At 28.1% G+C, this 23918-nt stretch carries 18 protein-coding genes and 3 tRNA genes; 11 read left to right on the top strand and 10 right to left on the bottom strand.

Translation table 11 applies throughout. The annotated features are described in order from the left end of the window. Window positions 1-6 precede the first annotated feature (6 nt). The gene (locus tag BMUR_RS13115) at window positions 7-993 is read left to right on the top strand and encodes an ABC transporter substrate-binding protein (protein ID WP_013115026.1); all 987 of its coding nucleotides are present in this window, start codon (window positions 7-9) and stop codon (window positions 991-993) included. Here BMUR_RS13115 and aroA read toward each other — a convergent pair. The 4 genes from aroA to BMUR_RS13095 form a co-directional block, all read right to left on the bottom strand. Next, the gene (aroA, locus tag BMUR_RS13110) at window positions 988-2250 is read right to left on the bottom strand and encodes a 3-phosphoshikimate 1-carboxyvinyltransferase (protein WP_013115025.1); all 1263 of its coding nucleotides are present in this window, start codon (window positions 2248-2250) and stop codon (window positions 988-990) included. The genes BMUR_RS13115 and aroA overlap by 6 nt on opposite strands. A gap of 24 nt (window positions 2251-2274) precedes the next feature. After that, a complete protein-coding gene (ftsY, locus tag BMUR_RS13105; protein ID WP_013115024.1) occupies window positions 2275-3234 on the bottom strand; it encodes a signal recognition particle-docking protein FtsY in 960 nt (319 codons plus the stop codon). 156 nt (window positions 3235-3390) lie between these two features. After that, entirely contained in the window at window positions 3391-3999 is a 609-nt protein-coding gene (locus tag BMUR_RS13100) for a rubrerythrin family protein (protein WP_013115023.1), read from the bottom strand. 306 nt (window positions 4000-4305) lie between these two features. Then, the gene (locus BMUR_RS13095) at window positions 4306-5493 is read right to left on the bottom strand and encodes an aminotransferase-like domain-containing protein (protein ID WP_013115022.1); all 1188 of its coding nucleotides are present in this window, start codon (window positions 5491-5493) and stop codon (window positions 4306-4308) included. A 204-nt stretch (window positions 5494-5697) separates the two neighbouring features. On the opposite strand from BMUR_RS13095, the gene BMUR_RS13090 reads away from it, so the two are divergent. From BMUR_RS13090 to BMUR_RS13070, 5 genes are all read left to right on the top strand, one after another. Further along, the gene (locus BMUR_RS13090; RefSeq protein WP_013115021.1) at window positions 5698-6105 is read left to right on the top strand and encodes a rhodanese-like domain-containing protein; all 408 of its coding nucleotides are present in this window, start codon (window positions 5698-5700) and stop codon (window positions 6103-6105) included. Window positions 6106-6366: 261 nt separating this feature from the next. After that, entirely contained in the window at window positions 6367-7317 is a 951-nt protein-coding gene (gene arsS, locus BMUR_RS13085) for an arsenosugar biosynthesis radical SAM (seleno)protein ArsS (RefSeq protein WP_013115020.1), read from the top strand. A 72-nt stretch (window positions 7318-7389) separates the two neighbouring features. Further along, on the top strand, window positions 7390-8439 hold the full coding sequence (gene mtnA, locus BMUR_RS13080; protein WP_013115019.1) for an S-methyl-5-thioribose-1-phosphate isomerase: 1050 nt from the start codon (window positions 7390-7392) through the stop codon (window positions 8437-8439). Window positions 8440-8465: 26 nt separating this feature from the next. Continuing rightward, a complete protein-coding gene (mtnK, locus tag BMUR_RS13075) occupies window positions 8466-9728 on the top strand; it encodes an S-methyl-5-thioribose kinase (RefSeq protein ID WP_013115018.1) in 1263 nt (420 codons plus the stop codon). A 400-nt stretch (window positions 9729-10128) separates the two neighbouring features. Further along, on the top strand, window positions 10129-12135 hold the full coding sequence (locus tag BMUR_RS13070; protein ID WP_013115017.1) for an AAA family ATPase: 2007 nt from the start codon (window positions 10129-10131) through the stop codon (window positions 12133-12135). Window positions 12136-12204: 69 nt separating this feature from the next. Here the strand turns inward: BMUR_RS13070 and BMUR_RS13065 are convergent, their stop codons facing one another. From BMUR_RS13065 to BMUR_RS13045, 5 genes are all read right to left on the bottom strand, one after another. Next, window positions 12205-13404, bottom strand: a complete 1200-nt coding sequence (locus tag BMUR_RS13065) for a pyridoxal phosphate-dependent aminotransferase (protein WP_013115016.1) — start codon at window positions 13402-13404, stop codon at window positions 12205-12207. Window positions 13405-13560: 156 nt separating this feature from the next. Next, window positions 13561-13633 (bottom strand) — tRNA-Glu (locus BMUR_RS13060). Window positions 13634-13665: 32 nt separating this feature from the next. Continuing rightward, window positions 13666-13738 (bottom strand) — tRNA-Lys (locus BMUR_RS13055). Window positions 13739-13823: 85 nt separating this feature from the next. Beyond that, complete coding sequence (locus BMUR_RS13050) at window positions 13824-14537, bottom strand: RluA family pseudouridine synthase (RefSeq protein WP_013115015.1); 714 nt, start codon at window positions 14535-14537, stop codon at window positions 13824-13826. Window positions 14538-14660: 123 nt separating this feature from the next. Continuing rightward, window positions 14661-14733: transfer RNA gene (locus tag BMUR_RS13045), tRNA-Phe, on the bottom strand. 183 nt (window positions 14734-14916) lie between these two features. Between BMUR_RS13045 and BMUR_RS13040 the strand changes: the two genes are divergently transcribed. The 4 genes from BMUR_RS13040 to BMUR_RS13025 all read left to right on the top strand — a co-directional run bounded on the left by BMUR_RS13040 (window position 14917) and on the right by BMUR_RS13025 (window position 20570). Beyond that, window positions 14917-16953, top strand: coding sequence for a GldG family protein (locus tag BMUR_RS13040; RefSeq protein WP_013115014.1), 2037 nt, complete (start codon window positions 14917-14919; stop codon window positions 16951-16953). An 88-nt stretch (window positions 16954-17041) separates the two neighbouring features. Beyond that, window positions 17042-17911, top strand: a complete 870-nt coding sequence (locus BMUR_RS13035) for an Rpn family recombination-promoting nuclease/putative transposase (protein ID WP_013115013.1) — start codon at window positions 17042-17044, stop codon at window positions 17909-17911. A 9-nt stretch (window positions 17912-17920) separates the two neighbouring features. Beyond that, the gene (gene radA, locus BMUR_RS13030; protein WP_013115012.1) at window positions 17921-19303 is read left to right on the top strand and encodes a DNA repair protein RadA; all 1383 of its coding nucleotides are present in this window, start codon (window positions 17921-17923) and stop codon (window positions 19301-19303) included. Between the two features lie 133 nt (window positions 19304-19436). Next, window positions 19437-20570 carry a hypothetical protein gene (locus tag BMUR_RS13025; protein ID WP_013115011.1) on the top strand — a complete coding sequence of 378 codons (1134 nt, stop codon included), beginning with the start codon at window positions 19437-19439 and terminating at the stop codon, window positions 20568-20570. On the opposite strand, the gene dxs is transcribed toward BMUR_RS13025, so the two are convergent. Then, window positions 20565-22421: a 1-deoxy-D-xylulose-5-phosphate synthase gene (dxs, locus tag BMUR_RS13020; RefSeq protein WP_013115010.1), complete on the bottom strand. Its 1857-nt coding sequence runs from the start codon at window positions 22419-22421 to the stop codon at window positions 20565-20567. The genes BMUR_RS13025 and dxs overlap by 6 nt on opposite strands. Window positions 22422-22760: 339 nt before the next feature. Here dxs and pyrB point away from each other — a divergent pair, with 339 nt between their 5' ends. Continuing rightward, complete coding sequence (gene pyrB, locus BMUR_RS13015) at window positions 22761-23840, top strand: aspartate carbamoyltransferase (RefSeq protein ID WP_013115009.1); 1080 nt, start codon at window positions 22761-22763, stop codon at window positions 23838-23840. Window positions 23841-23918 lie beyond the last annotated feature (78 nt).

Below are 23918 nucleotides of genomic sequence, written 5' to 3'. Positions count from 1 at the left end.
AATTTTATGAAGAAAATAATTTACACTCTTTTTATAATGATTAGCATTATATCATGCTCTAATAAAGAAGAGAAAGAAGATAAAGTCCCAAAAACAAAAATAAGAATAGGATATTTATACGAATTTGCAGGGTCTTCTGCTGTAGCCATAGCTAAAGAAAAAGGTTTTTTTGAAGAAGAAAATTTAGATGCAGAACTTCATGAATTTTTTAACGGACATGCTGCTATTTTGTCTATGATATCAGAAGAAATTGACTTTGCTTACATTGGACATGCTGCTCATAATTTAATAATAGATGGAAAAGCACAAATTTTAATACCAAATGGAATAAGTAAGGGTGAAAAAATAATAACAGCTAAATACAACAATATAAATACAATTTCAGATTTAAAAGGAAAAACTGTAGCTACTCATTTTGGCACATCCGGAGAGGCTATGCTGCTTGCAGCTTTAGAAAATGAAGGACTTACAAAAAAGGATATTAATTTATTAAATATTAATATTACAAATTTGGAAAATGCTCTTATAAATAAAGAGGTTGATGCTATATCAACTTGGGAACCTTATACTACTAATTTGAATACTAATGATTATAAAATGCTTGCTGATATTACTAATTATTCTGATAGAATTATATTAACAAGCAGCTTTGTATCAACTTTAGAATATATAAATACTCATAGGGAAACCGTTTCTAAATTTTCAAGAGCAATATTAAAAGCAATGGATTATAGAAAGGATCATATAGATGAAGCTGTAAAGTTTGTATCAAAACTTAATGGAAACAGTATGGAGGCAATAAAAGAAGAAATAGACACTGGAATATGGTTTTCTTCATCAGATATAAGTAACGCCTGCGAATCAGGCGATATATTAAAATGGTATGAAACTCAGCAGAAAGTATTTTGGCATTCAGAACTAATTGATGAAAATGTACCAGTAACAAATTACATACAATTAGAACTATTAAAAAGCATATTAAATACTTTATAATACCATATTAACACCGATACTCCTAAACTGTTCTATAAAGTTAAAAGATGATTTATTAATAGACTGAGCATCATCTATTGTGATAGGATTATTTGAAGCTATAGAAGCAACTGCAAGGGACATAGCTATTCTATGATCATTATGAGAAGTTGTTTTTCCTCCTTCTAATTTTTCTATTCCTTCTATAAAAATCTCATTTTCTGTAACTTCTATTTTTGCTCCTATTTTACTAAAGCTGTCTTTAAGATCATTTATTCTGTCGCTTTCTTTATATCTTAATCTTGAGGCATTATACAATTTTGTTCTTCCCTTTGCCGTAGAAGCAAGAGATGTTATTATAGGTGCTAAATCTGGTATATTTGAAATATCTATATCCATAGCATTAAGTCTGTTTGCTTTTTTTATAGTTATAGAATTATCATCATTATAAATTATAGGGGCACCCATAAACTTGAGTATATTAAGTATTTCCTTATCACCCTGTATAGAATATTTATTAAGCCCATACAAAGTAACCTCTCCGCCTAAAGCCCCGGCAGCAGCAAAAAATGCCGCATGTGACCAATCAGATTCTACTTCATAGTCAGTAAGAGAATACTCCTGATTTCCATATACCTCTATTACATCGCTTCCTTTTCTCAGAGTTTCTATATTAGCATGTTTAAGAGTTTTTAGCGTCATCATAACATAAGGTGCCGACTCAAGCTCCCCTTCTATTACAATCTTAGAATCTCCTTCTAATAAAGGCAGAGCAAATAAAAGCCCGCTTACAAATTGACTGCTTACATTACCAGCAACTCTAAACTCACCGCTTTTTAATTTTCCAGACACTTTAAGAGAATCCTCGTTAAGAGAAAACTCTAGTCCCTGTTCTTTCCATATATTTTTATATACTTCCATAGGTCTTGAAAATAACTTTTTAGAACCTATAAAAGTGCAGTTAAGCCCAAGTGCCGATACAATAGGAATTAATAGCCTCAAACTAGTACCAGATTCTTTTGCATCTATAGTTAATTCTTTTTTATATTCTTTTTTTGGAACAACTTTAAGCCCGTCATCAATAAGTTCTAAATCAGCAAAATTAGAAACGGCATCTTTAGTAACTTCTATGTCGATACTTACATTATCAATCCAAGGTTTTATAATATTGGGGCTTTTAGATAAAGCAGAAGCTATCAAAGCTCTATGTGCATCACTTTTACTCATTTGAATATAAACAGAACCAAAAATTTCTGAAGGTTTAATAGTCAAAGGCATAAGAATAACTCCTAAATATAACTTTTACTGCAATATAGAATCTACAAAACTTTCAGCATCAAATTCCTTAAAGTCATCAACCTTCTCACCAAATCCGCCATAGTATATAGGGAGAGATAAATAATGAGCTATACTTATAGCAACCCCGCCTTTAGCAGTGCTGTCTAATTTTGAAACTATAGCACCTTGTATATTTAAAGCATTAGTAAAAACTTTAGCCTGCTCTATCCCATTATGTCCTACATTAGCATCCAATACCAATATAGGTATAAAATTAAATTCACTAAATCTTTCAGTAGCTATTTTTTTCATTTTTTCAAGCTGTCTTACCAAATTTTCCTGATTATGAAATCTTCCAGCTGTATCAACTATTACAATATCAGCATTTGCAGCCTTAGCTTTATCTAAAGCTGAAAACAATACGCTTGCCGGGTCTCCTGCCTGCTGACCTTTTACTATTGTAACAGAAAGCCTATTAGCCCACTCTTCTAACTGTTCTATTGCAGCTGCTCTGAATGTATCTGCTGCTGCCAGTATTACTTTATGATCTTTTTTTAGTATATTGGCTAATTTTGCTATTGATGTAGTTTTTCCAACACCATTTACTCCAACTATAAAAAGTATATTTTTATCTTTTAATTCTATTTTTTTAGATATAAACTTTGATATTAAAATTTCCCTTAAATATTTTTTTGCTTCTGAAGGCTCTTTTATATTTTCTTTTTCTATAGCTTCTCTTAATTTTGAAATAATATCTTTTGTAGTTTCCACTCCTGCATCGGCCGTTATCAATGTATTTTCCAAACTTGCAAAAAACTCATCGTTAATAGATGAAGTATTAAAAAGAGATGATAATGAAAATTTACTTTTAGCACTAGTTAAAGACACCTTAGGTTTGCTTTTAGATTTTTTCATTAAAACTAAAAGTATAATAAGTACAACTATAACAGCACAAGCTATTATTATAATATTCATATATGACATTTATTTCTCCGATTAAAAAATTATTGAAAATATTATATAGGCTATTGATATTTTTTCAAGTTATAATTTGTATATAATAAAAAAAAGCATCGATAATAAAATTATTATCAATGCTTCTTTTGCCTCTTTTAGTAAATTGAACAATTATAATTTTAATTAATTAAAAACTTGAAAAGAACTAGCTGTAGCATTACATAAAGGACATTTGCTAGGAGCACTTCCTGCTTCTATATATCCGCAAACTGGACATAAATAATATCCTTCTGGTAAAGTTTTATTAGCATTTAAGTCCTGCATAGTTTTAGTATATAAACTAGCATGAGTTTTTTCTACAGCAGCTGTTCTGTTCATTAAATCAGCAACATTTTTATTTTTTTCAGCAGAAGCTACTTTACTGAATGCAGGATACATTTTTGTATATTCATAAGTTTCGCCAGCTATACCGCTTTTTAAATTATCAACATCAGAAGAAGTTTTTACAGCATTGATTGTAGCTTTTAAAGGAGTTGATGATAATTTAGAAGAAAGAGCAATCTCATTTAAAAGTTTAGCATGTATAGCTTCAGCTGCAGAAGCTGCTCTAAACATAGCTGCTACGCTTTTATTTTTTGCTGCTTTAGCATATTCAGCATAAGAAGCAGAAGCATTCATTTCCCCGTTATATGATTGTGATAAACCGTCTAATGTAGATTTAGCTGTTTGTCCGTATACAAAACTAGCAAAAACAAATGATAATAATAAAAATAAACTAATTTTTTTAATCATACTTTTTTCCTTTTTTTAATATAGTGTTTAGATTTTTATATATGAGAGGCAATCATATACGATATAAACAGTTAATATCGAAAAAAGGTTAAATAAAAAAGCAATATTTTTTATTAATTAATGAATACATTAAAATATTGTAAAATAATTAAAACATATGTTAGATATATATTACAATTTTTTATATACTTCATACCTGTATGATGTCTATAAAAATTTACATATTTTCAAATATAAAATTAATAATTATGCAATAATAAAGGGGCTTTATAAAAGCCCCTCATATAATTTTTATCATAAAAAATATTATTTACGCATATCTTTAATAACTTTTGCTAAGATAGACATACCTTTATCAATATCTTCTGGTTTTGAGTTGGTATAATTAAGTCTTAAAGTACCTAATCCTCTTTTAGCCTCATAGAAAGGCTCGCCCGGAACAACAGCAACTCCAGCCTCAACGGCATTCTTATAAAACTCAACTGCGTCAATTCCTTTAGGAAGTGTAGCCCACACAAACATACCGCCTTCTGGGTGTGTCCAATGCATATCATCAGGTAAATGCTTATCCATAGCATCAAGCATATATCCGCATTGTTTTCCATACATATCAATGATTTTTTTGATATGGGCATCGTAATCATTGTCCTCAAAATACTGAGTAATAACCACCTGAACAAATGTGCTGGTATGCATATCGATAAGCTGTTTATACTCTGTCATTTTATCCATAAGATCTTTAATACTGCATACTATCCAGCCTATTCTTAAACCCGGTGAAACTGTTTTTGAGAAAGTACCCAAAAGTATAGCCTGTTCTCCTAAATAAGTATAAAGAGATTTTTGATGCTCACCTTTAAATCTTAATTCTCCATAAGGGTTATCTTCTATAAAGAATGTATCCTTGCCTTTCATTATTTCAGCTATCTTTTCTCTTACTGCATTTGTATAAGTTATTCCTGTTGGGTTCTGAAAGTTAGGAACTGCATAAAAGAATTTATGGTCATACTTATTCATAGATTCTCTTAATTGTTCTATATCTGCACCGTCTTCATTCAAATCAATAGTTTTAATATTAGGATTATATAGATGAAATGACTGCAAAGCTGCTAAATATGACGGATCTTCAACTAAAACAGTATCACTTGGATCCACCAAACATGAAGAAATAATGTCTAATGCCTGCTGCGAACCATTTGTAATGAGAATATCTTTAGCCTCTACATTAACGCCTTGTTTTCTGTACCTGTTGGCTATAAACTCTCTTAAAGGTTCATATCCTTGAGCACTATTGTACTGCAAAGAATAGCTGCCTTTAGTTTCCAATACTTTAATAGCTGCTGCTTTTATTTCATCTACTGGAAAAGAAGCCGGATTAGGCAATCCTCCTGCAAATGATATCAAATTACCTTTAGCAGCTACTTCTAAAATCATCTTAACAAAACTAGTCTGAAAATCTTCTTGTAATGCTCTTTTTGATAATCTTAATTTCATAATCCTATCCATTTAAAAAATTTGTTAAATATTATACACTACTATTAACAATAATGCTATATTAATTTACAATTTTTTATCAAAAAGATAAAGAAATTATTTTATCACTAATACTAATAAAAAGCATAAATAAAATTTTAATTGACTATAATTCTCTCTATGATATTATATAAAAAATTTTATATAATTTTTAAGGAGAATTACATGAAAAAAAATCTTATTATCACTTTCACACTATTATCTGTTATATTATTAATGGCAGGCTGTCAAAAAAAGGAAACCTCTGAAGCTGTAAACTACAAAAATCTAACTGTAGATGAGGCGGCAGCTCTAATAGTATCTAATCCTGATATCATACTAATAGATGTTAGAACTCCAGATGAAATTAAAGAAACAGGTACTATAGAAAATTCTTCTAATATAGATTTCAAAGCAGCTGATTTCAAAGAAAAAGTATCAACATTAGATAAAAGCAAAGAATATCTATTATTCTGCAGAACAGGAAACCGCTCTGGTCAGGCATCTCAAATAATGGCTGATTTAGGATTTACTAACATTAATAATTTAAAAGATGCAGGATACGATGAGTTTTCTAAAGCATTAGCGAAATAATTTTTATTATTTTTTATTATGAAATATAATTTTTATAAACAAAAAACACTGCATTATAAAAATAAAATCCCTCTTATTTTAATTTAATTAGATCGTGAATCTATAAAAGCAATTCAAAACTATTATCATCATTATTATTTTATATAATTAATTACAAATAAAACAATCATATAAACAATTTAAAAAAAATTAACAAGTATAGTAATATTATTTATTATACTTGTTATTCAATATTAATAAAATATTTACGGAGGAATCACAATGCATTTTTCAGAAATGTTAAAGAAATACTCAATTAAACTAAATAAAAAAGAAATTAAAACAATACAAATTAATACTGGGTATGGCTGTAATCTAAATTGTACCCACTGTCATGTTGATGCTAACAAAAACAGAACAGAAACTATAACAAAAGAAGTAATAGATGACTGCTTAAAATTTATAAAAAACTGCGGTAAGGAAATTGATATTGATATTACCGGAGGAGCTCCTGAAAAATCAGAGTTTATAGAATATTTTATAAAAGAGCTTAGAAAATTAAAAAATGTAAAAAGAATAATATTAAGAACAAATTTAACTATTTTAGAAGATAAAAAAGAACTTATAGATGTTTTCAAAGAAAATAATGTAGAATTAACTGCCTCTCTTCCATGCTACACTAAAGAAAATGTAGATGAACAAAGAGGAAACGGCACTTATGAAAAATGTATAAATATGCTTAAGTATCTAAACTCAATAGGATACGGTATAGATAAAAACTTGATAATAAATTTAGTTTATAATCCTTTGGACGATTATTTACCTTCTTCTCAAAAAGAACTTGAAAAAGATTATAAAATAAATTTAAAAAATGATCATAATATAGTATTTAATAATCTATACACAATAGCAAATATACCCATAGGAAGATTTGAAGAAAAATTAAAGAAAAATAATAAATATGAAGCATATATGAAACTCCTTGAAGATAATTTTAATGCCTCAAATGCGTTTAAAGTAATGTGTCTTGATACCATTAATATAGGATATGACGGCAATGTTTATGACTGCGATTTTAACCAAATGAAAAATCTTTTATCACAGAATGGAAAATCTTATTATATAGGCGATTTAACTATTGATGATTTTAAAGATAATAATATACCAGTTGAAGACTACTGTTACGGATGTACTGCTGGAGAAGGAAGCAGCTGTCAGGGTAATTTATCTTAAATAAGTTATTGAAATTAAAAAATCATTTTACTATACTTTATTATAATACATAAACTATTCGGAGAGTTTTTTATGCAAAGTAAAAATATACCTACTGTAAGATGGACTGGAGAAGAATTGTATATACTTGACCAAACGTTAATACCCATAACAGTAAAAGAAATAAAATTATCAAATGAAGAAGAGGCTTATAATGCGATAAAAGAATTAAAGGTAAGAGGTGCTCCTGCAATAGGTGTTGCTGCTGCATATTCTTTGCTTATAAACTTAAAAAATAAAACTAATTTAAATACTAATGAGTTTATAAACTTTGTAGAAGAAAGAGCAAAATATTTGAACTCTTCAAGACCTACTGCTGTTAATTTAAGCTACGCTTTAAATAGAATGATAAATACCATAAAAAACAAAAAAGACAAATCATCTTTAGAACTATATAACATACTAGAAGAAGAGGCAAAAAAAATACATTCTGAAGATATTGGTATATGCCAGAAAATAGGAGAATATGGTTCAAAGCTTTTAAAAGATAATTGCGGAATACTAACTCACTGCAATGCCGGAAGACTCGCTGTAAGCGGAATAGGAACAGCACTTGCCCCTATGTATATAGCTCATCAGAAAGGAATAAAAATAAGAGTATATGCTGATGAAACAAGACCGCTTCTTCAAGGAGCTAGATTAACTAGTTTTGAACTTCAGGAGGCTGGAATAGATGTTACTTTAATATGCGATAATATGGCTGCTTTTATAATGTCAAAAGGACTTGTTGATTTGGTAATAGTAGGCTGCGACAGGGTTGCTGAAAACGGAGACGCTGCAAATAAAATAGGTACTATGGGAGTTGCTATTTTAGCTAAATATTTCAATATACCTTTTTATATAGCATGTCCTTCTACAACATTCGATTTAAATACCAAAACTGGTAATGATATAATAATAGAAGAAAGAGACGCTAAAGAAATTATTAATTTTGCAGGAGTACAAACTGCACCTTTAGATATGAAGGTAAGAAATCCAGCTTTTGATGTTACTCCTAATGAACTTATAACAGGATTTATAACTGAAAAAGGAATAATAAAACCGCCTTATACAGAAAATTTAAAAGCACTTCTAAGTAGATAGATAAAATATATAAAGGAGATATAAATATGGCTTATAAACAATTAAATATTAATACTATATCAGACTATTTAAAAACAATTGATGAAATGAAAAATATATTCTCGAGTTTTGATGATTTAGTTATAACAGAAATTGGAGATGGAAACTTAAATTATGTATACAGTATTACAAATAAAAACAATGATAAGGAAACTGTAATATTAAAACAGTCTGTACCTTTTTTAAGATGTGTAGGAGAAAATTATCCTTTAGAAAAAGACAGAATGAAAATAGAAATAAAAACACTTAAAGAACAATACAAATTATGTCCAAATTTAGTACCTAAAATATATTATGATTCTGATGATATGTGCGTTGTTATAATGCAGAATCTAAATAAACATAAAGTGCTTAGAGGCGAAATAATAAACGGAAGAAAATTTCCAAAAGCTGCAGAAGATTTAACCGATTTTCTTTCAAAAACATTATTTTTCACATCCGATTATTATTTAGACAGCAAAACAAAAAAGGCTCTTGTCTCTGAATACATGAATGCCGAACTATGTAGTTTAACAGAGGATTTTATTTTTACTCACCCTTTTGAAGATAATGAAACTAATGTATTTTATGAAGAATTAAATATAGAAAAAGTAAAACAATTTCAAAGAGATTTTAAGCTAAAAATAGCAGCTGCTGAAATGAAATATGCGTTTATGACAAAAGCAGAGGCATTACTTCATGGTGATTTTCATTTGGGAAGTTTTATGGGTAATGAAGAAGAAACTTATGTAATAGACCCTGAATTTGCATTTTATGGTCCTATAGGTTTTGATATAGGAAAAGCAAGTGCTAACTTTTTTATGGCTTACATATCTCAGGAATATCATCAAAAAAGACTCGGTACTAATTCAATAGAGTTTAGAAAATGGCTTTTTGACACTGCTAAATATATGATAACAGGTACTTTGGAAAAATTTGAAAAATTATTGAAAAAGCACTTAAAAGAAACTAAACCGCTCTATTGGAATTATGATGAAGGAGAAAAACATTCTGAAGTGTATATAAAAACTGTATTAAAAAGAATATTTAAAGATGCTATTGGTTTTGCAGGCTGCGTACTTATAAGAAGAACTTTAGGACTTGCTAAAAATAAAGATATTGCTTCAATAGAAGATTTAAAAGAAAGAGCAAGGCTTGATTGGATATGTTTAGAAATAGGAAGAGAGTTTTTAGTAAATAGAGAAAGTATTGAAAATATAGAAAAAGTTTCTGACATTGTAAACAAATATTCAAGTATTGATAAAATTTAATTAATTTAAATAATTTTAAGCTGTATGTTTTTAATTATATTTTTTATTAACTATAGCTTAAAATTATTTTTTATTATTTCAAAATATAAATCTGATTTTTCTGTATGATATAATTATACTTGTTTAAAAACATTTTTAAATACAAAATTATTTAACTTTTTAATCCTAATATTATATTTTATATTCCTTTAATAATAAATAATTTAATATATTGAAATTATTTATTAGACTTGTTTCAAAACTCAATTTTTTTAATATTTATAGTTTTAAAATTAAATAATTTTCATAATTAACTTTGTCAAGTGGTTTTGAAATAAAATATATTATCAAATAAAACTATTGCAACATAAGAATATATAAGTTAAAATATCTCACCTTAAATAAAATGTGGAGGAGAATTATGAAAAGGTATTTAACAATAAAAAACTTTAGGAACATTAACCCAGTATTAGAAAATGAAGATGAACGAAGTAAAGAAAATGAATTAAAGTATGGAAGATTATATCTTAACGGAGATATGAAACAGGGATCTTTAATAAGTATAATAGGAGCTAACGGCATTGGAAAAAGTAATATACTTTCTGCAGTAGAAAAAGCTTTTACAGGCTGTATAGATGATAAAAGAGATAATCCCAAAATAGAAGGCTTTATAAACTGTAAACCAGAAATTTCAATATTTATAGAAACTGATGAAGGAATCATATACAAAGGTAATGCTCAAAATAAAAATATTGTATGGACTGTTATAGAAAACAAAGATTTATATGATATTGTTTTGAAAAAAAATTATATATATAAAATACTTAATTACATATTTAAAAGCGATGATGAAGTGTATAAAGATAATGAGCTATTTTATATTTATAAAAATAATTATAATATTGATAATAATATAAAAACTGATAATAATGAAGAAGAAAATTTTAATGATATATTAGATTATTCTTCAGAAAAGATTTTGGATATAATTTCTAAATATAAAGAAAATCAAACAATAGATAAATTAAAACTATTAATAAGCATACTTAAAACAGAATATTATGAACTTGATAAATGGAATAATTATTATAATATCTTACTAGACGAAGATAAAATAAATAATAGTGATTTACAATATTTAACAGATATATTAATAAAAATTGACGGTATAGAAAACTCTCAAGTATATGTTCATAAAAACAATATAAAAAGTGATGAACTTGTAGTATCATGCTACAAAAAAAATGAAAACTCAATTTCAAAACATAACCGAAAAAATAATAGTAAAAACTTTATTAAAGAATCTAATTTTCTATATTCTTTATTTAAATCAGCCAATAATATGGAAATGTATGAATATATATCAGATAATTACAGCAATATACTATCTGATGTAGCATTTGCAAAACAAACAGAAAATGAGATAAATAAAATATTAGAAAATACTATATCCAAAAGATTTAATGATTTATATATATCAAACAATGAATTATACAAATCAAATAGTGATTATAGTTTTAAGATATCATTAGAAAAAGAATTCATAAAAATATATTTTGAAAGCAAAAACGGACTTACAAATTTAGAAAATGAATCTGAAGGATTTAATTGGTTTTTCAGTTTATTTTTCAACACATTGAACTATAATGAGTTTAAAAAAGGCGATATTATTATAATAGATGAACCAGAGCAGCATTTATCGGTACCAGTAATAAAAGAACTTAGAGAATTTTTAAAACAGTTTGCAAAAGACAATGGAGTTACAATTATAACATCTGTTCAAATTCCATATTTTGCTGATATAAATTATTTAGACGAATTAAAAATAGCTGAAATAAAACAGGACGGTATAGGAATAAAAATAGAAAACGACTTCTCTGCAACTTACGGCAAATCAGATACTCTTGAAAAAATTATAAATGCATTCGGTATAAAACATATAGATATTACCAGAGATACAAAACTGATATATGTAGAAGGCATTACAGATTATAATTATTTTACAGCATTTAAAATACTTATGGAATATATAGAAAATAAAGAAATAGATATAGCATTCATGCCTATTAATGGTATAGGAAGAGAAAATGATGAAAAGCAAAAAAATATCATAATAGAAGGATTATGCAATATATCAAAAAATCCTTCTATATTAATTGACGGTGATAACTCTGCTAATCAATTTAAAGAACTCGCTAAAAATACAAATCTCAAAGTAACACAGCTTACAGATATAAATACAAATTTTGTTACAATAGAAGATTTATTTAGTGAGAAAGACAAACAAATTTACAAAATAGATAAAAAAAATAAAGATGCTCTTTATTCAAGTTTATTTAAAAATAATATAATAGACTATTATAATAAAGAATTAATATCTAAGAAAACAATAGATAATTTCTTTAAGGTGATAAATGAAATTGACTAATAAAAATAATTGATAATAAATAAAAGGGACTATTTTTTAATAGCCCCTTTTTTAATTTTAATATAAAAATTATTTTTCTACTTCTTTTTTGTATTTTATTAAACCTTGTCTTAATATTTCCATAGATCTTTTCAAATCTTTAGCTTCTAAAGCATAACACATTCTAACTTCATCTTTACCCAAACCTTCAGTAGCATAAAAACCTTCGCCAGGAGCAAACATTACAGTTTCATTATCAAGATTAAAATCTTTTAAAAGCCATATAGCAAAGTCCTCAGCATTTTTTACTGGAAGTTTTGCAAGTACATAAAATGCACCTTCAGGTTCTTTCATTACTACGCCGTCCATCTTTGTAAGCTCTTCAAATAATATTTTTCTTCTATTGTCATACTCTTTTCTAGCAGCTTCAAAATAGTTATCTGGTAAATCATATAAAGCAGCAGCACCAACCATCTCAAGTGTAGGAGCAGATAATCTAGCCTGACATTCTCTAAATACAGCATTACTGAAATCTTTGTTTTTACTTATTATACAGCCTATTCTAGCTCCGCATGCTGAAAACCTTTTTGATATAGAATCAATTATTACAACATTATCAGCTAAATCTTTATAAGTACCAAAGCTGATTGCTTTTCTCTCTCCATAAACAAATTCTCTATATACTTCATCGCTTATGATGAACATATTATGTTTTTTAGCAAGATAAGCTATATCATCAAGCTCTTCTTTAGTAGATACAACACCAGTAGGGTTTGAAGGGTTAGAGAACATATATGCTTTTGTCTTTGGAGTAATATGTTTTTCTATCTCATCGCGATTAGGAAGATGAAAGCCATTTTCAGCATAAGTTCTAACAGCATTACGTTTGATATCAAGAACATCATAAAAACTATTATAATTAGCATAGTAAGGTTCTGCTACCAAAATTTCATCACCCTCATCAAAAATAGCAAGCAAACTAAATAATATTGCTTCACTTCCGCCGTTAGTAATAGTAATTTCATTTTCTTCATAATGAATACCTAATTTATCATAATACTCTTGAATTTTATTGATAAGCGGCTTCATACCTCTTGAATTCTCGTATTTGAGAGTTTTTCCTTTATATTTAGAAATAGCTTCCAAAAATACGCTTGGTGTTTCAATATCAGGCTGTCCTATATTAAGATGATATATTTTTATTCCTCTTTTTACAGCTTCTTCAGCATATGGATTTAACTTTCTTACAGGCGAAGTTTTAAGCCTTTGAATTCTTTTAGATATATACATATTTCTCTCCAAATTTTTATATATAGTAATCTAAAAAAGAAGATATAGTAAACTATTAAAATTGTCAATACAATTATTGATATTTTTTGTAACTGATAACATAAATTAATAAAAAAATATAAAAAAACCATACTCTCTCAAGTATGGTAAGAAATGAACCGGTGACGGGTTTCGAACCCGCGAATGCAGGAATGAAAATCCTGTGTGTTAGCCACTTCACCACACCGGCATATTAAATATAAATAGAACATAAACTCTATATGAGCCAAGAAAGGTTCGAACTTTCGACAACCGCCTTAAAAGGGCGATGCTCTACCGACTGAGCTATTGGCCCGTTTGTTTCATTCATTTGAATGTTTGTATATAATAGCATATTATTATTTTTTGTCAAGTACCAAAAACAATTTTTTTCATAATTATCATAAAAATATATTCCAAGGATTATAATTAGGTAAATCTGCCTCGGCATAGATATATTCATCTTTTGTAGGATGCGGAAATCTCAAACTTTTGGCAAATAAGGCTAAAGGAACATTATCTCTGTCATATTTTATATAGTTTCCGTATTTCCTGTCTCCATATATGGTATGCCCTATATTTGAAAGCTGAACCCTTATTTGATGAAATCTTCCTGTTTCTAACTCTATTTTTAATAAACTCAAATTTTTTATCAAGTCTTCTTTTATAACTTCGTATTTTAATTTTGCTATTTTGGCATTTTTAGTATTTTCAAAAACCACCTGAGCAATATTGCCCAATTTATTTGTCTTTTTTATAAGATAGTTTTCAAGCATACCCTCTTTATCTAAAAGTATGCCATTAACAACAGCATAATAAGTCTTTTCAAACTTTCTATCTCTTATAGCCTCACTTAATCTTGAAGCAGCCTTAGAAGTTTTGGCAAAAACCATTATCCCAGATACTGGTCTGTCTAATCTATGAACAAGACCCAAAAATACATTTCCTTTTTTATTGTATTTTATTTTTATATAATCTTTTATATTATCAAAAAAAGATAAATCCCCTGTTATATCACCCTGCACGGGTATATTAGGAGGCTTAACTGCCACTATTATATGATTATCCTCATAGATTGGATTAATGTAATTTGTCATTTCTTTTTCTATATTCATATTTTACCGCTATATATTTTAATAAAAAATATTTTAAAGCATTAAAAGTTATTGTCAAGTGGATAAAATTAATTATTAAAATAGCAAATAGATTATTTTGATTTGGGGGAAATAAAAGGAATGTGCCCAGTCAGGGAATCGAACCCTAGACACAAGGATTTTCAGTCCTTTGCTCTACCTACTGAGCTAACTGGGCAAGTGATAGTTATTATATCACACAAGAAAAAAATGTCAAGTATTGATATAAAAATTATTACAAAAAATATATTTTTGGGTTTATACTTTATATATTTTGACAAATAATAATGTTAATATATAATATACTTTTTAATCCAAAATATTTTAATTAAATAAAAAACACTTAATGAGCAGGTAATACATGACAAAGAAAAAAGACAGAATAATAACATTTTCATTAATAGTTGTAATTATAATACTGATAAATGCTATCATTAATCAATTCACTCCAATGATAGATTTAACAAAAGATAAAGTATACTCTCTAAGCAAAGAAAGCAAAAATTTGGTTAAAAATTTAAAAGAGCCTATGAGTGTAAAGTTTTTTGTTACACCAAATCTTCCGCCTCCTTTTTCAACTTACGAGAAATACGTAAAAGATTTGTTTGAAGGATACAAAACAGCTGGAGGAAAAAATATAAGTTTTGAAGTAGTAGACGCATCAAAACATTCTGAATTAGCTTCTCAATACAGAATAAATCCAACTCAAATAAGTGTTTTAGAAAAAGATCAAACTCAGACTAAAGTAGCGTATATGGGGCTTTCTTTTATATACGGCGACTCTATAGAGACTATACCTTTTATTCAGTCAACTGAAGGATTAGAATACAATATAGATACTATCATAAGAAAGATGATGGATAAAAATGACAGATTAAAAAGACTTGAAAACAATTTAAATGTTTATTATATATCGTCTCCTGAAATATATGATCTTCTTCAAATAGGAGCAATGGAAATTATACCAGACTCTATTATGCAGGCAGTTGCTGAAGCAAATAAAGACTTAATGAACAAAGTAAAGTTTATTAATGTAGACATGACAAACCCTAATAAAGAAAATGAAGAATTGATAAAAAAATTAAATGTAGAAAAGATAGAATGGAATGATATAAAAGACCCAAACGGAAATATAGTAGCAAATAAAGGAAGTGCTTATTTCTCATTAGTTTTAGAAAACGGAGATGATATAAGACATCTTTCTACATCATATATCTTATACGGAGCTTTTGACCAAATAAAAGATGAAATATCAAAAAATATAGACAGTATGCTAGGACTTAAAGCCACTATAGGATATATACAAGGTCATGAAGAAGCAAACTATATAACTATACCTCCTCAATTCGGCGGAAATCCTAATGATGCATATGATAGTGTAAGCGAGTATGTATCAGAGATAGAAGGAAATTATAATTTTGAAGCAGTTGATATTTCTTTAAATGATATACCTTCTAATATAGACGCTTTAATAGTTTTAGGAAGCAAAACTGCATTCAGCGACTATGAATTATATAAACTAGATCAATTCATTATGAGCGGAAAACCTGTACTATTTATGCTTAACGGCGTACAAATAAATCAAGACGATCCTGCTGCTCAGATGTACGGACCTAAACTTATACCTGTTACAAACAGACTTAATGAAATACTTCCTAATTACGGATTTACTGTAGCAGAAAACATGATATTTGATGATAATTCATATAAAGCACAATTACAGCAAGGTATGCCGGAACAAAAAATGTACTATATACCTTTAATAGCTGCAGAAAATATCAATGCCAAAAGTGATATAACTAAAAGTATTAATTTAATGCTTACTCCTATATCATCAGAAATTATCACAAATACAAATAATACAGATATAAAAGTTACGCCTCTAATTTACACAAGCGATAAAAGCTGGGTTGAAACGGAGAACTTCACTGCATCTATGACTGGAATGCCTACTGATTCAAGTAAATTATCAAAAAGATTATTAGCTTCTGTATTTGAAGGAAAGATGAACAGTGCATTTGAAGGAAAGGATATACCGTTATCAGATAATACTCAAAACAATATTAATAATGATATAAACAGAATTAACTCCACTACAAGCGGAAAAGTTATAGCAGTAGGTTCTTATGAAATGGCTAAAAATAGTGCCTATAGTGCAAACAAAATTTTCTTAATGAATCTAGTTGATTATATGGTAGGAGATAACGGACTTATGAGCATAAGAAGAAAAGGAGCTATATATAATCCTCCTTATCAAGTACCAGAGACTGTAAAACTATTTGTAAGAGTAATAAATATAGTTATGCTTCCTATTGCTGTTATAGTGTTCGGGCTTATGTTATGGAGTTCCGACAAAAAAAGAAGAGAGAAAATTTTTGAAAAGTTTAACAGTAAGTGATAATATATTTATAGTTACAAACAGTTTTATATAGCATAATGGAAAATAACTTCCTTTACAAATTATTTTGTTTTGTTATAATAAACTTATGAATAAAAAAAACGGCATTAATGTATTAAATGATTATTTTGTGAGATATCTTTTCTCTGATAAAGGAAGTGAGGCAATATTGCTTGATTTTATTAATTCAACAATGCTTGATGTTGGAATGAAGACTTTTAGATCAGTTGAAATTTTGACGCCATTTAACTATAAGGAGAACTATGAAGATAAAGAAACTATAGCACCGAAGGTGGGCAGACGCCCAGATGTTAAGTGCATAACTCAAAATGGTTCAGTTGTTATAATAGAAATTCAGCTTCAAGGCAATTCAAGATTTCCAGAACGCATACTTTATTATTGGGCTTCTAATTACAGTAAACTTTTAAAGCAAGGCGAAAAATATGATGCACTAACTCCTGTAATAAGTATTAATCTTCTTAATTTTAATTTAGATAACAGTAATAATATACATTCCTGCTATATGATTTATGATACGGTTAATCAAAGACTTTTAACAGATCATTTACAAATACATATAATTGAACTTAAAAAATTTCATAATAATTTATTAAAACCAGATTTAAATTGCTGGCTTAAATTCTTTACAATGAAAGAAAAAGATAATAGGGAGGTTATAATGTCAGAATTAGTAAAAGAAAAACCTGTAATGGAAGAAGTACAGAGACGATATAATAACTTTATTAAAGATAGATTAATGATGAATGAATACGATAAAAGAGAGGCTTACCTATATGGAAATCAAATAATGCTTGAGGAAGAGCGTAGACTAGGAATTGAAGAAGGTGAAAAAAATAGATCTATATTAATAGCTAAAGGAATGAAAAATAAAAATATGGATATTTTATTGATAAGTGAATTAACAGGACTTACAGTAGATGAAATAAATAAACTATAATTAATAAATATGGCAAAGAAAAATAACACAATATTTGTCTGCGATAACTGCGGAGAAAGCACTATTAATTGGATGGGTAAATGCCCTTCCTGCGGTTCTTGGAATAGCTTAAAACCTTTTACAGAACCTACAGAAAATACAAATAAAGCTATAAGAGAAAGAACTTCCGTTTCTTCAGATAAAGCTCAATTAACATCTATAAAAAAAATAAAAACTAATGAAAGTGCAAGAATATCAACAAATATAGATGAGCTTAACAGAGTTTTAGGGGGAGGAATTGTATCTGGAAGCGTCATACTTATAGGAGGCGAACCGGGTATTGGTAAATCTACTTTGCTTTTACAAACTGCTTCAAATATTGCCAAAAATGAAAAAGTTTATTATTTTACAGGCGAAGAATCTATTGAGCAGATAAAATTAAGAGCTGACAGACTGATATTAGAAGACTCAGACTTTTTAATATCATCAGAGTCCAACTGCGATAATATAATAAATACATTATTAGATAATCCGCCTACACTTGCCATAATAGACTCTATACAAACAGTATACAGCCCTTCAACAAATAGTATAGCAGGATCTCCAGCACAAATAAAAAACTGTGCATGGGCTTTAATGCAGACTGCAAAATTAAAAAATATAACTATATTTTTGGTAGGACATATCACAAAAGAAGGAACTATAGCAGGACCTAAAATTTTGGAGCATATAGTAGACTGTGTTCTTTATTTTGAGGGCGATGATAAAGGAATATACAGAATATTAAGAGCCGTAAAAAACCGTTACGGAGCGGTAGATGAAGTCGGAATATTTGAAATGGCTGAAAAAGGATTAATGGAAGTAAAAGACCCTTCAAGAGTATTTACAAGAGGATTAAACGAAGCAGTATTTGCAGGAAGCGTCATAACCCCTGTAATAGAAGGAAGCAGGGTATTTTGCGTAGAAGAAGAGGCATTGGTGGGAAGCAGTGCATTCGGTTATCCTAGAAGACTTACTATAGGTTATGATCAGTACAGACTTCTTATAATAATAGCAATACTAGAAAAACGTGCTCATCTAAACCTTTCAAATCAAGATGTATATATTAATATAGCAAACGGACTTAATGTAAAAGAAACAGCAAGCGATTTATCTATAGCAATGGCAATAGCTTCTAGTATGTCTGGAATATCTATTCAAAGAACAACTGCCTATATTGGAGAATTAGGACTTTCTGGGGAAATAAGACCTGTAAGATTTATAGAAAGACGTATAAAAGAAATGAAAAAATTCTCTCTCAAAGAAGTATATATTTCTAAGCGGGCTTTAAAAGAAGTAAAAAATATAGAAGGAATAAAAATTATAGGATTAGAACATATTTCAGAGGCTGTAAAAAGATTGGGTATATCATAATTTATATATTTTTTATTAAAAAAATTAAAAAATTACCGTTAATAATAATTTTAATACAAGCATATACAAAAAATATAATTGAAAAATATCATATTATAATGTATAATATTATATCTATATTTAAGGATAAGTTTTGAAAAAAGTAGAAGAATTTTACACTAAATTCAAATTTTGCCTCTCTACAAATAAAGAAATCGCTAATAAAGAAATAACTATACTTCAGAATATTATTAATATGTCCAATAAAGAAACATCAAATTATTTGCGACAATACATAGTAAAATTAACATATTATCGTAAAAACTTCCTAGACTCTGAAACTGCATCAGCAATATCTAAAATGCTTATGGAAATAGCTTTTATATTAAGACTTCAATATGCCGATTATTTGCAGAAAAAAGAAAATAATATGCTAAAAAATGATGATGAAGATATAATGGGTTTATCGAAAATGATAAAACTTTTAATCTCTGAAATCTCTATGATAATATATAAAAAAGAGTATGAAACTAATAATATATTTGATAATATGGAAGCATTTAAATCTGATTCTTCAATAGGTCATATTAACAGGGTATTCTTAACAGTAATAGAAGCAATACTTTTTTTTAATGAAAAAATGAGTCAGGGAATAACTAATAAAATCAGAGTAGATTTTAAAAAAACTTATTACAAATATTCTGAAAAAATATACAAAATGTACAATATAGATACTGAAAACAGCTTAGAAACAAATGTTAAACTAGGAATAAGAAAAGTAGAAGCTAATACGCTGCTGGATACATCTATAGGAGTATTAATGCATGATATTGCTCTTGAAAATGATCATGACTATATACCAATAAACGAAGAAAAAAAGGATAATCACTCTATAAAAGATTATACTTTTGCTAAATATTTTATGAGAGGAAGCGAAGGAATATCTTTAACTGTTTCTTTGCATCATGAATACTACGGTCATGGATACGGACTTTTTAGCGAGTTATATAAAGCAGCTCTAAAAAGAAATCCTAATCATAATATAGAATATTTAGTTTCTTATGATTATAAAGATATATTAACACTGCAAAGTTTAACATATTTACCGGCTAAAATTTTAGAAGTTATAGATGTATACGACACTTTAACACATGGCTTTAAAAAATCAATCAAAGAAACTGTAAACTATATGACAGAAAACTTTATAGAAAAAGATATAATGCTTGATCCAATTATCACAAATATGTTTATACAATACTTAAAAGAAGTAAAAAAAATAAAATTATAAAAAATAACTTTTTATCATTTCTTTTAATCCGTCTTTATCAAGTTTATACATTTTCAAAAGCTCAGACCTTGCTGCTGATTCAAAAAATTTATTAGGCAATGCATGAAGTTTGACAGGTATATATATATCATTATCTGCTAATAATTCTAATACAGCACTTCCAATTCCTCCTGCCTCCAAAGCCTCTTCAATAATTAAAACTTTATTAGCTTTTTTTATGTACTTTAAAATAGTCTCTTCATCTAAAGGTTTTAAAGTAGAAAGATTAATAATAGTAAAATCTGTATTAAGTTCATCAGCTGCTTCTGTTATATCAATAAGAGTCTGACCATAGCTTATTATAACATTATTATTCTTTTTATCTTCTCTAAGAATATATGCTTTTCCTATTTCTATATCATCTAATACTTCATCATTTTTTAATTCCCTTACAGATGATTTATTATATCTTATAACAACAGGTCCATTATATTCTACAGCTTTTTTTACCATACTTCTAAAATCTTTTTCTGCTATAGGAGCCATAATAGTAATATTTGGGACAATTCTCAAAAAAGATACATCAAATACCCCCTGATGAGTATCTCCGTCTTCTGGTACAAGTCCAGCTCTATCTATCATAAGTTTAACATTAGCATTCATAATACCAACATCATGAATAACCTGATCATATGCCCTTTGAAGAAATGTAGAATATAAACAAACAAAAGGTATTATACCGCTTTCAGCAAGCCCTACAGCAAATGTTACCGCATGCTGCTCTGCTATCCCTACATCAAAGAATCTGTCCGGAAACATTTTGGCATATTCTGTTAATCCTGTTCCAGATTCCATTGCGGCAGTTATTGCTGCGATATTTTTATTTTCTTTTGCAGCGTTTACAATACATTCGCCTGCAAGGGCAGAAAAGGTTTTTGATTCTTGTTTTGTCTTTAGTTCTCCAGTTTCTACATTAAAAGGAGCTATTCCATGAAATTTGGAAGGATTTTCTTCAGCTATTTTATAGCCTTTTCCCTTAACTGTATTAACCTGAACAAGTCTCGGGCCTCTTATAGATTTTACCTTCTGAAAAGTATTTATAAGATCATCATAATCATGTCCGTCAACAGGACCGAAATATTTAAATCCCATCTCTCTAAAAGCTATACCGGGAGCAACAAAAGTTCTAATAGCACCTTTACCTCTGTCTATAAACTCGTTTGCAATATCTCCGAAAGGAAGGCTTGAAACTAATCCTCTAACCTTTTCTGAAGCCTCCTGAACTAAAGAATCATTTAAAGTTGTATTTAAAAACTTTGATATAGCTCCTATATTTTTACCTATAGACATTTCATTATTATTTAATACTATAATTATATCAGTGTCAGTATTTGCAATATTATTCATAGCTTCAAGAGCCATACCGCCGGTCATAGCTCCGTCACCTATTATAGCTATAACATCACCTTTAAGACCTAATATGTTTCTTGAACAAGCAAGCCCATAAGCAAATGATAATGAAGTAGAGGCATGTCCTGTTTCTTCTATATCATGTTCAGACTCACATCTTTTAGGAAATCCAGAAAGTCCGCCGTATTTCCTTAATGTATGAAATCGGTCTTTTCTTCCAGTGAGAATTTTATGCGTATAAGCCTGATGACCAACATCAAATATAAAAGCATCTCTCGGAGAAGAAAACAAATAATGAAGTACGATAGTTAAATCTACTACGCCTAAATTACTTCCTAAATGTCCTCCAGTATTGGAAACATTATTTATCAAAAACTCTCTTATCTCAGATGATAAAATTTTCAATTCTTCTGCTGTTAATTTTTTTAAATCAATTGGACTATTTATTTCTTCTAAATACATTACAACGCCTTATAATATAAAATATAAGGCAATTATAACTATAAAATATTTTATTTCAATAATTAAAAATAAAATTATAAAATTTAAACTTGATTTTTTTAATGCTCATGATATAATCTATTCAATTTGAGACAAAGCAGGAATTAATATGAAAAATATATTTTTAGAGCATAAGATTATTTTTTATTTATTACCCTGTTTTATTGATTTGTTTAAATTAACGAATTTGGAATTTTTTAAAAATCAAGGAATAAAGTTGTTATCTTTAACAATTTTATTCCTTTTTTTTATTCCAAAATAAAAAAACTATTATCATAAATTATTTTTAAGGGAGCAACAATGAAAAACTTTATATCCATCAAAGAGTTATCAAAAGAGGAAATTATTGAAGTATTAGACACAGCTAAAAAATTGGATAACACTGATAGTGATGAAAGAAGAAAAATTATGGACGGTAAAATTATGACCAGCATATTCTTTGAACCTTCCACAAGAACAAGATTATCATTCACTTCAGCAGCTTACAGAATGGGATGTAAAGAATTAGGATTTGACAACCCAGATAAAAGCTCCATAATGAAAGGAGAATCTTTGAGAGATACTCTTATAATGGTTTCTGCTTATTCTGATATTATAGTTATGCGTCATAATATAGACGGTGCTGCCAAATTCGCAGAAGAAGTTACAAAATGCCCTGTTATAAATGCTGGAGACGGCTCTAATGAACACCCTAGCCAAACGCTACTTGATTTATACACTTTAAGAGATGAACTTGGAAGTATTGAAAATAAAAAAATAGCTTTTGTTGGGGATACAAAATATGGAAGAACTGTTCATTCATTATCCAAAGCTTTGAAAATGTTTAATGGAGAACTTTACTTTGTTTCACCTGATATTATACAAATACCTGATTATATATTAAAAGAATTAGACCAAGCTAAAATAAAATATAAAAAACTTAACAGCTATGAAGAGATATTAAAAGATATAGACTGCTTATATATGACAAGGATACAGAAAGAAAGATTTGATAATATTAATGAGTACGAAAAAGTAAAAAATGCTTTTAATATATCAAGAAAAGATATAGAAGGAAAATGCAAAGATAATATGATAATAATGCACCCTCTTCCAAGAGTAGATGAAATTAATATAGATCTAGATGATACTAAATATGCTAAATATTTTGTACAGGCTAGAAACGGAGTTCCTACAAGAATGGCTATGCTTGCACTTGCTACTGGAATAATAGAGTCAAAAGCAAAAAGAAAAGAAATAGACTATGAAGTAGTAGAAAATAAAGAAATGGTTTGTACTAATGGCAAATGTGTTACTCACTTTGAACAGACAAAAAATAAAGTAGCAAAAAGAAGTTACGGAGATTTCTGCTACTACTGTAATAGAGAAATAGGAAAATAATATTTTATAATCTAACAATAATTGATAGTAAAAGTATAATTAATGCTTTTATTATCAAAAATTATCTCTAAACAATCA

This window comes from Brachyspira murdochii DSM 12563, assembly GCF_000092845.1.
Lineage (GTDB): Bacteria > Spirochaetota > Brachyspiria > Brachyspirales > Brachyspiraceae > Brachyspira > Brachyspira murdochii.
This window is presented reverse-complemented; position numbering and strand designations above follow the sequence as displayed.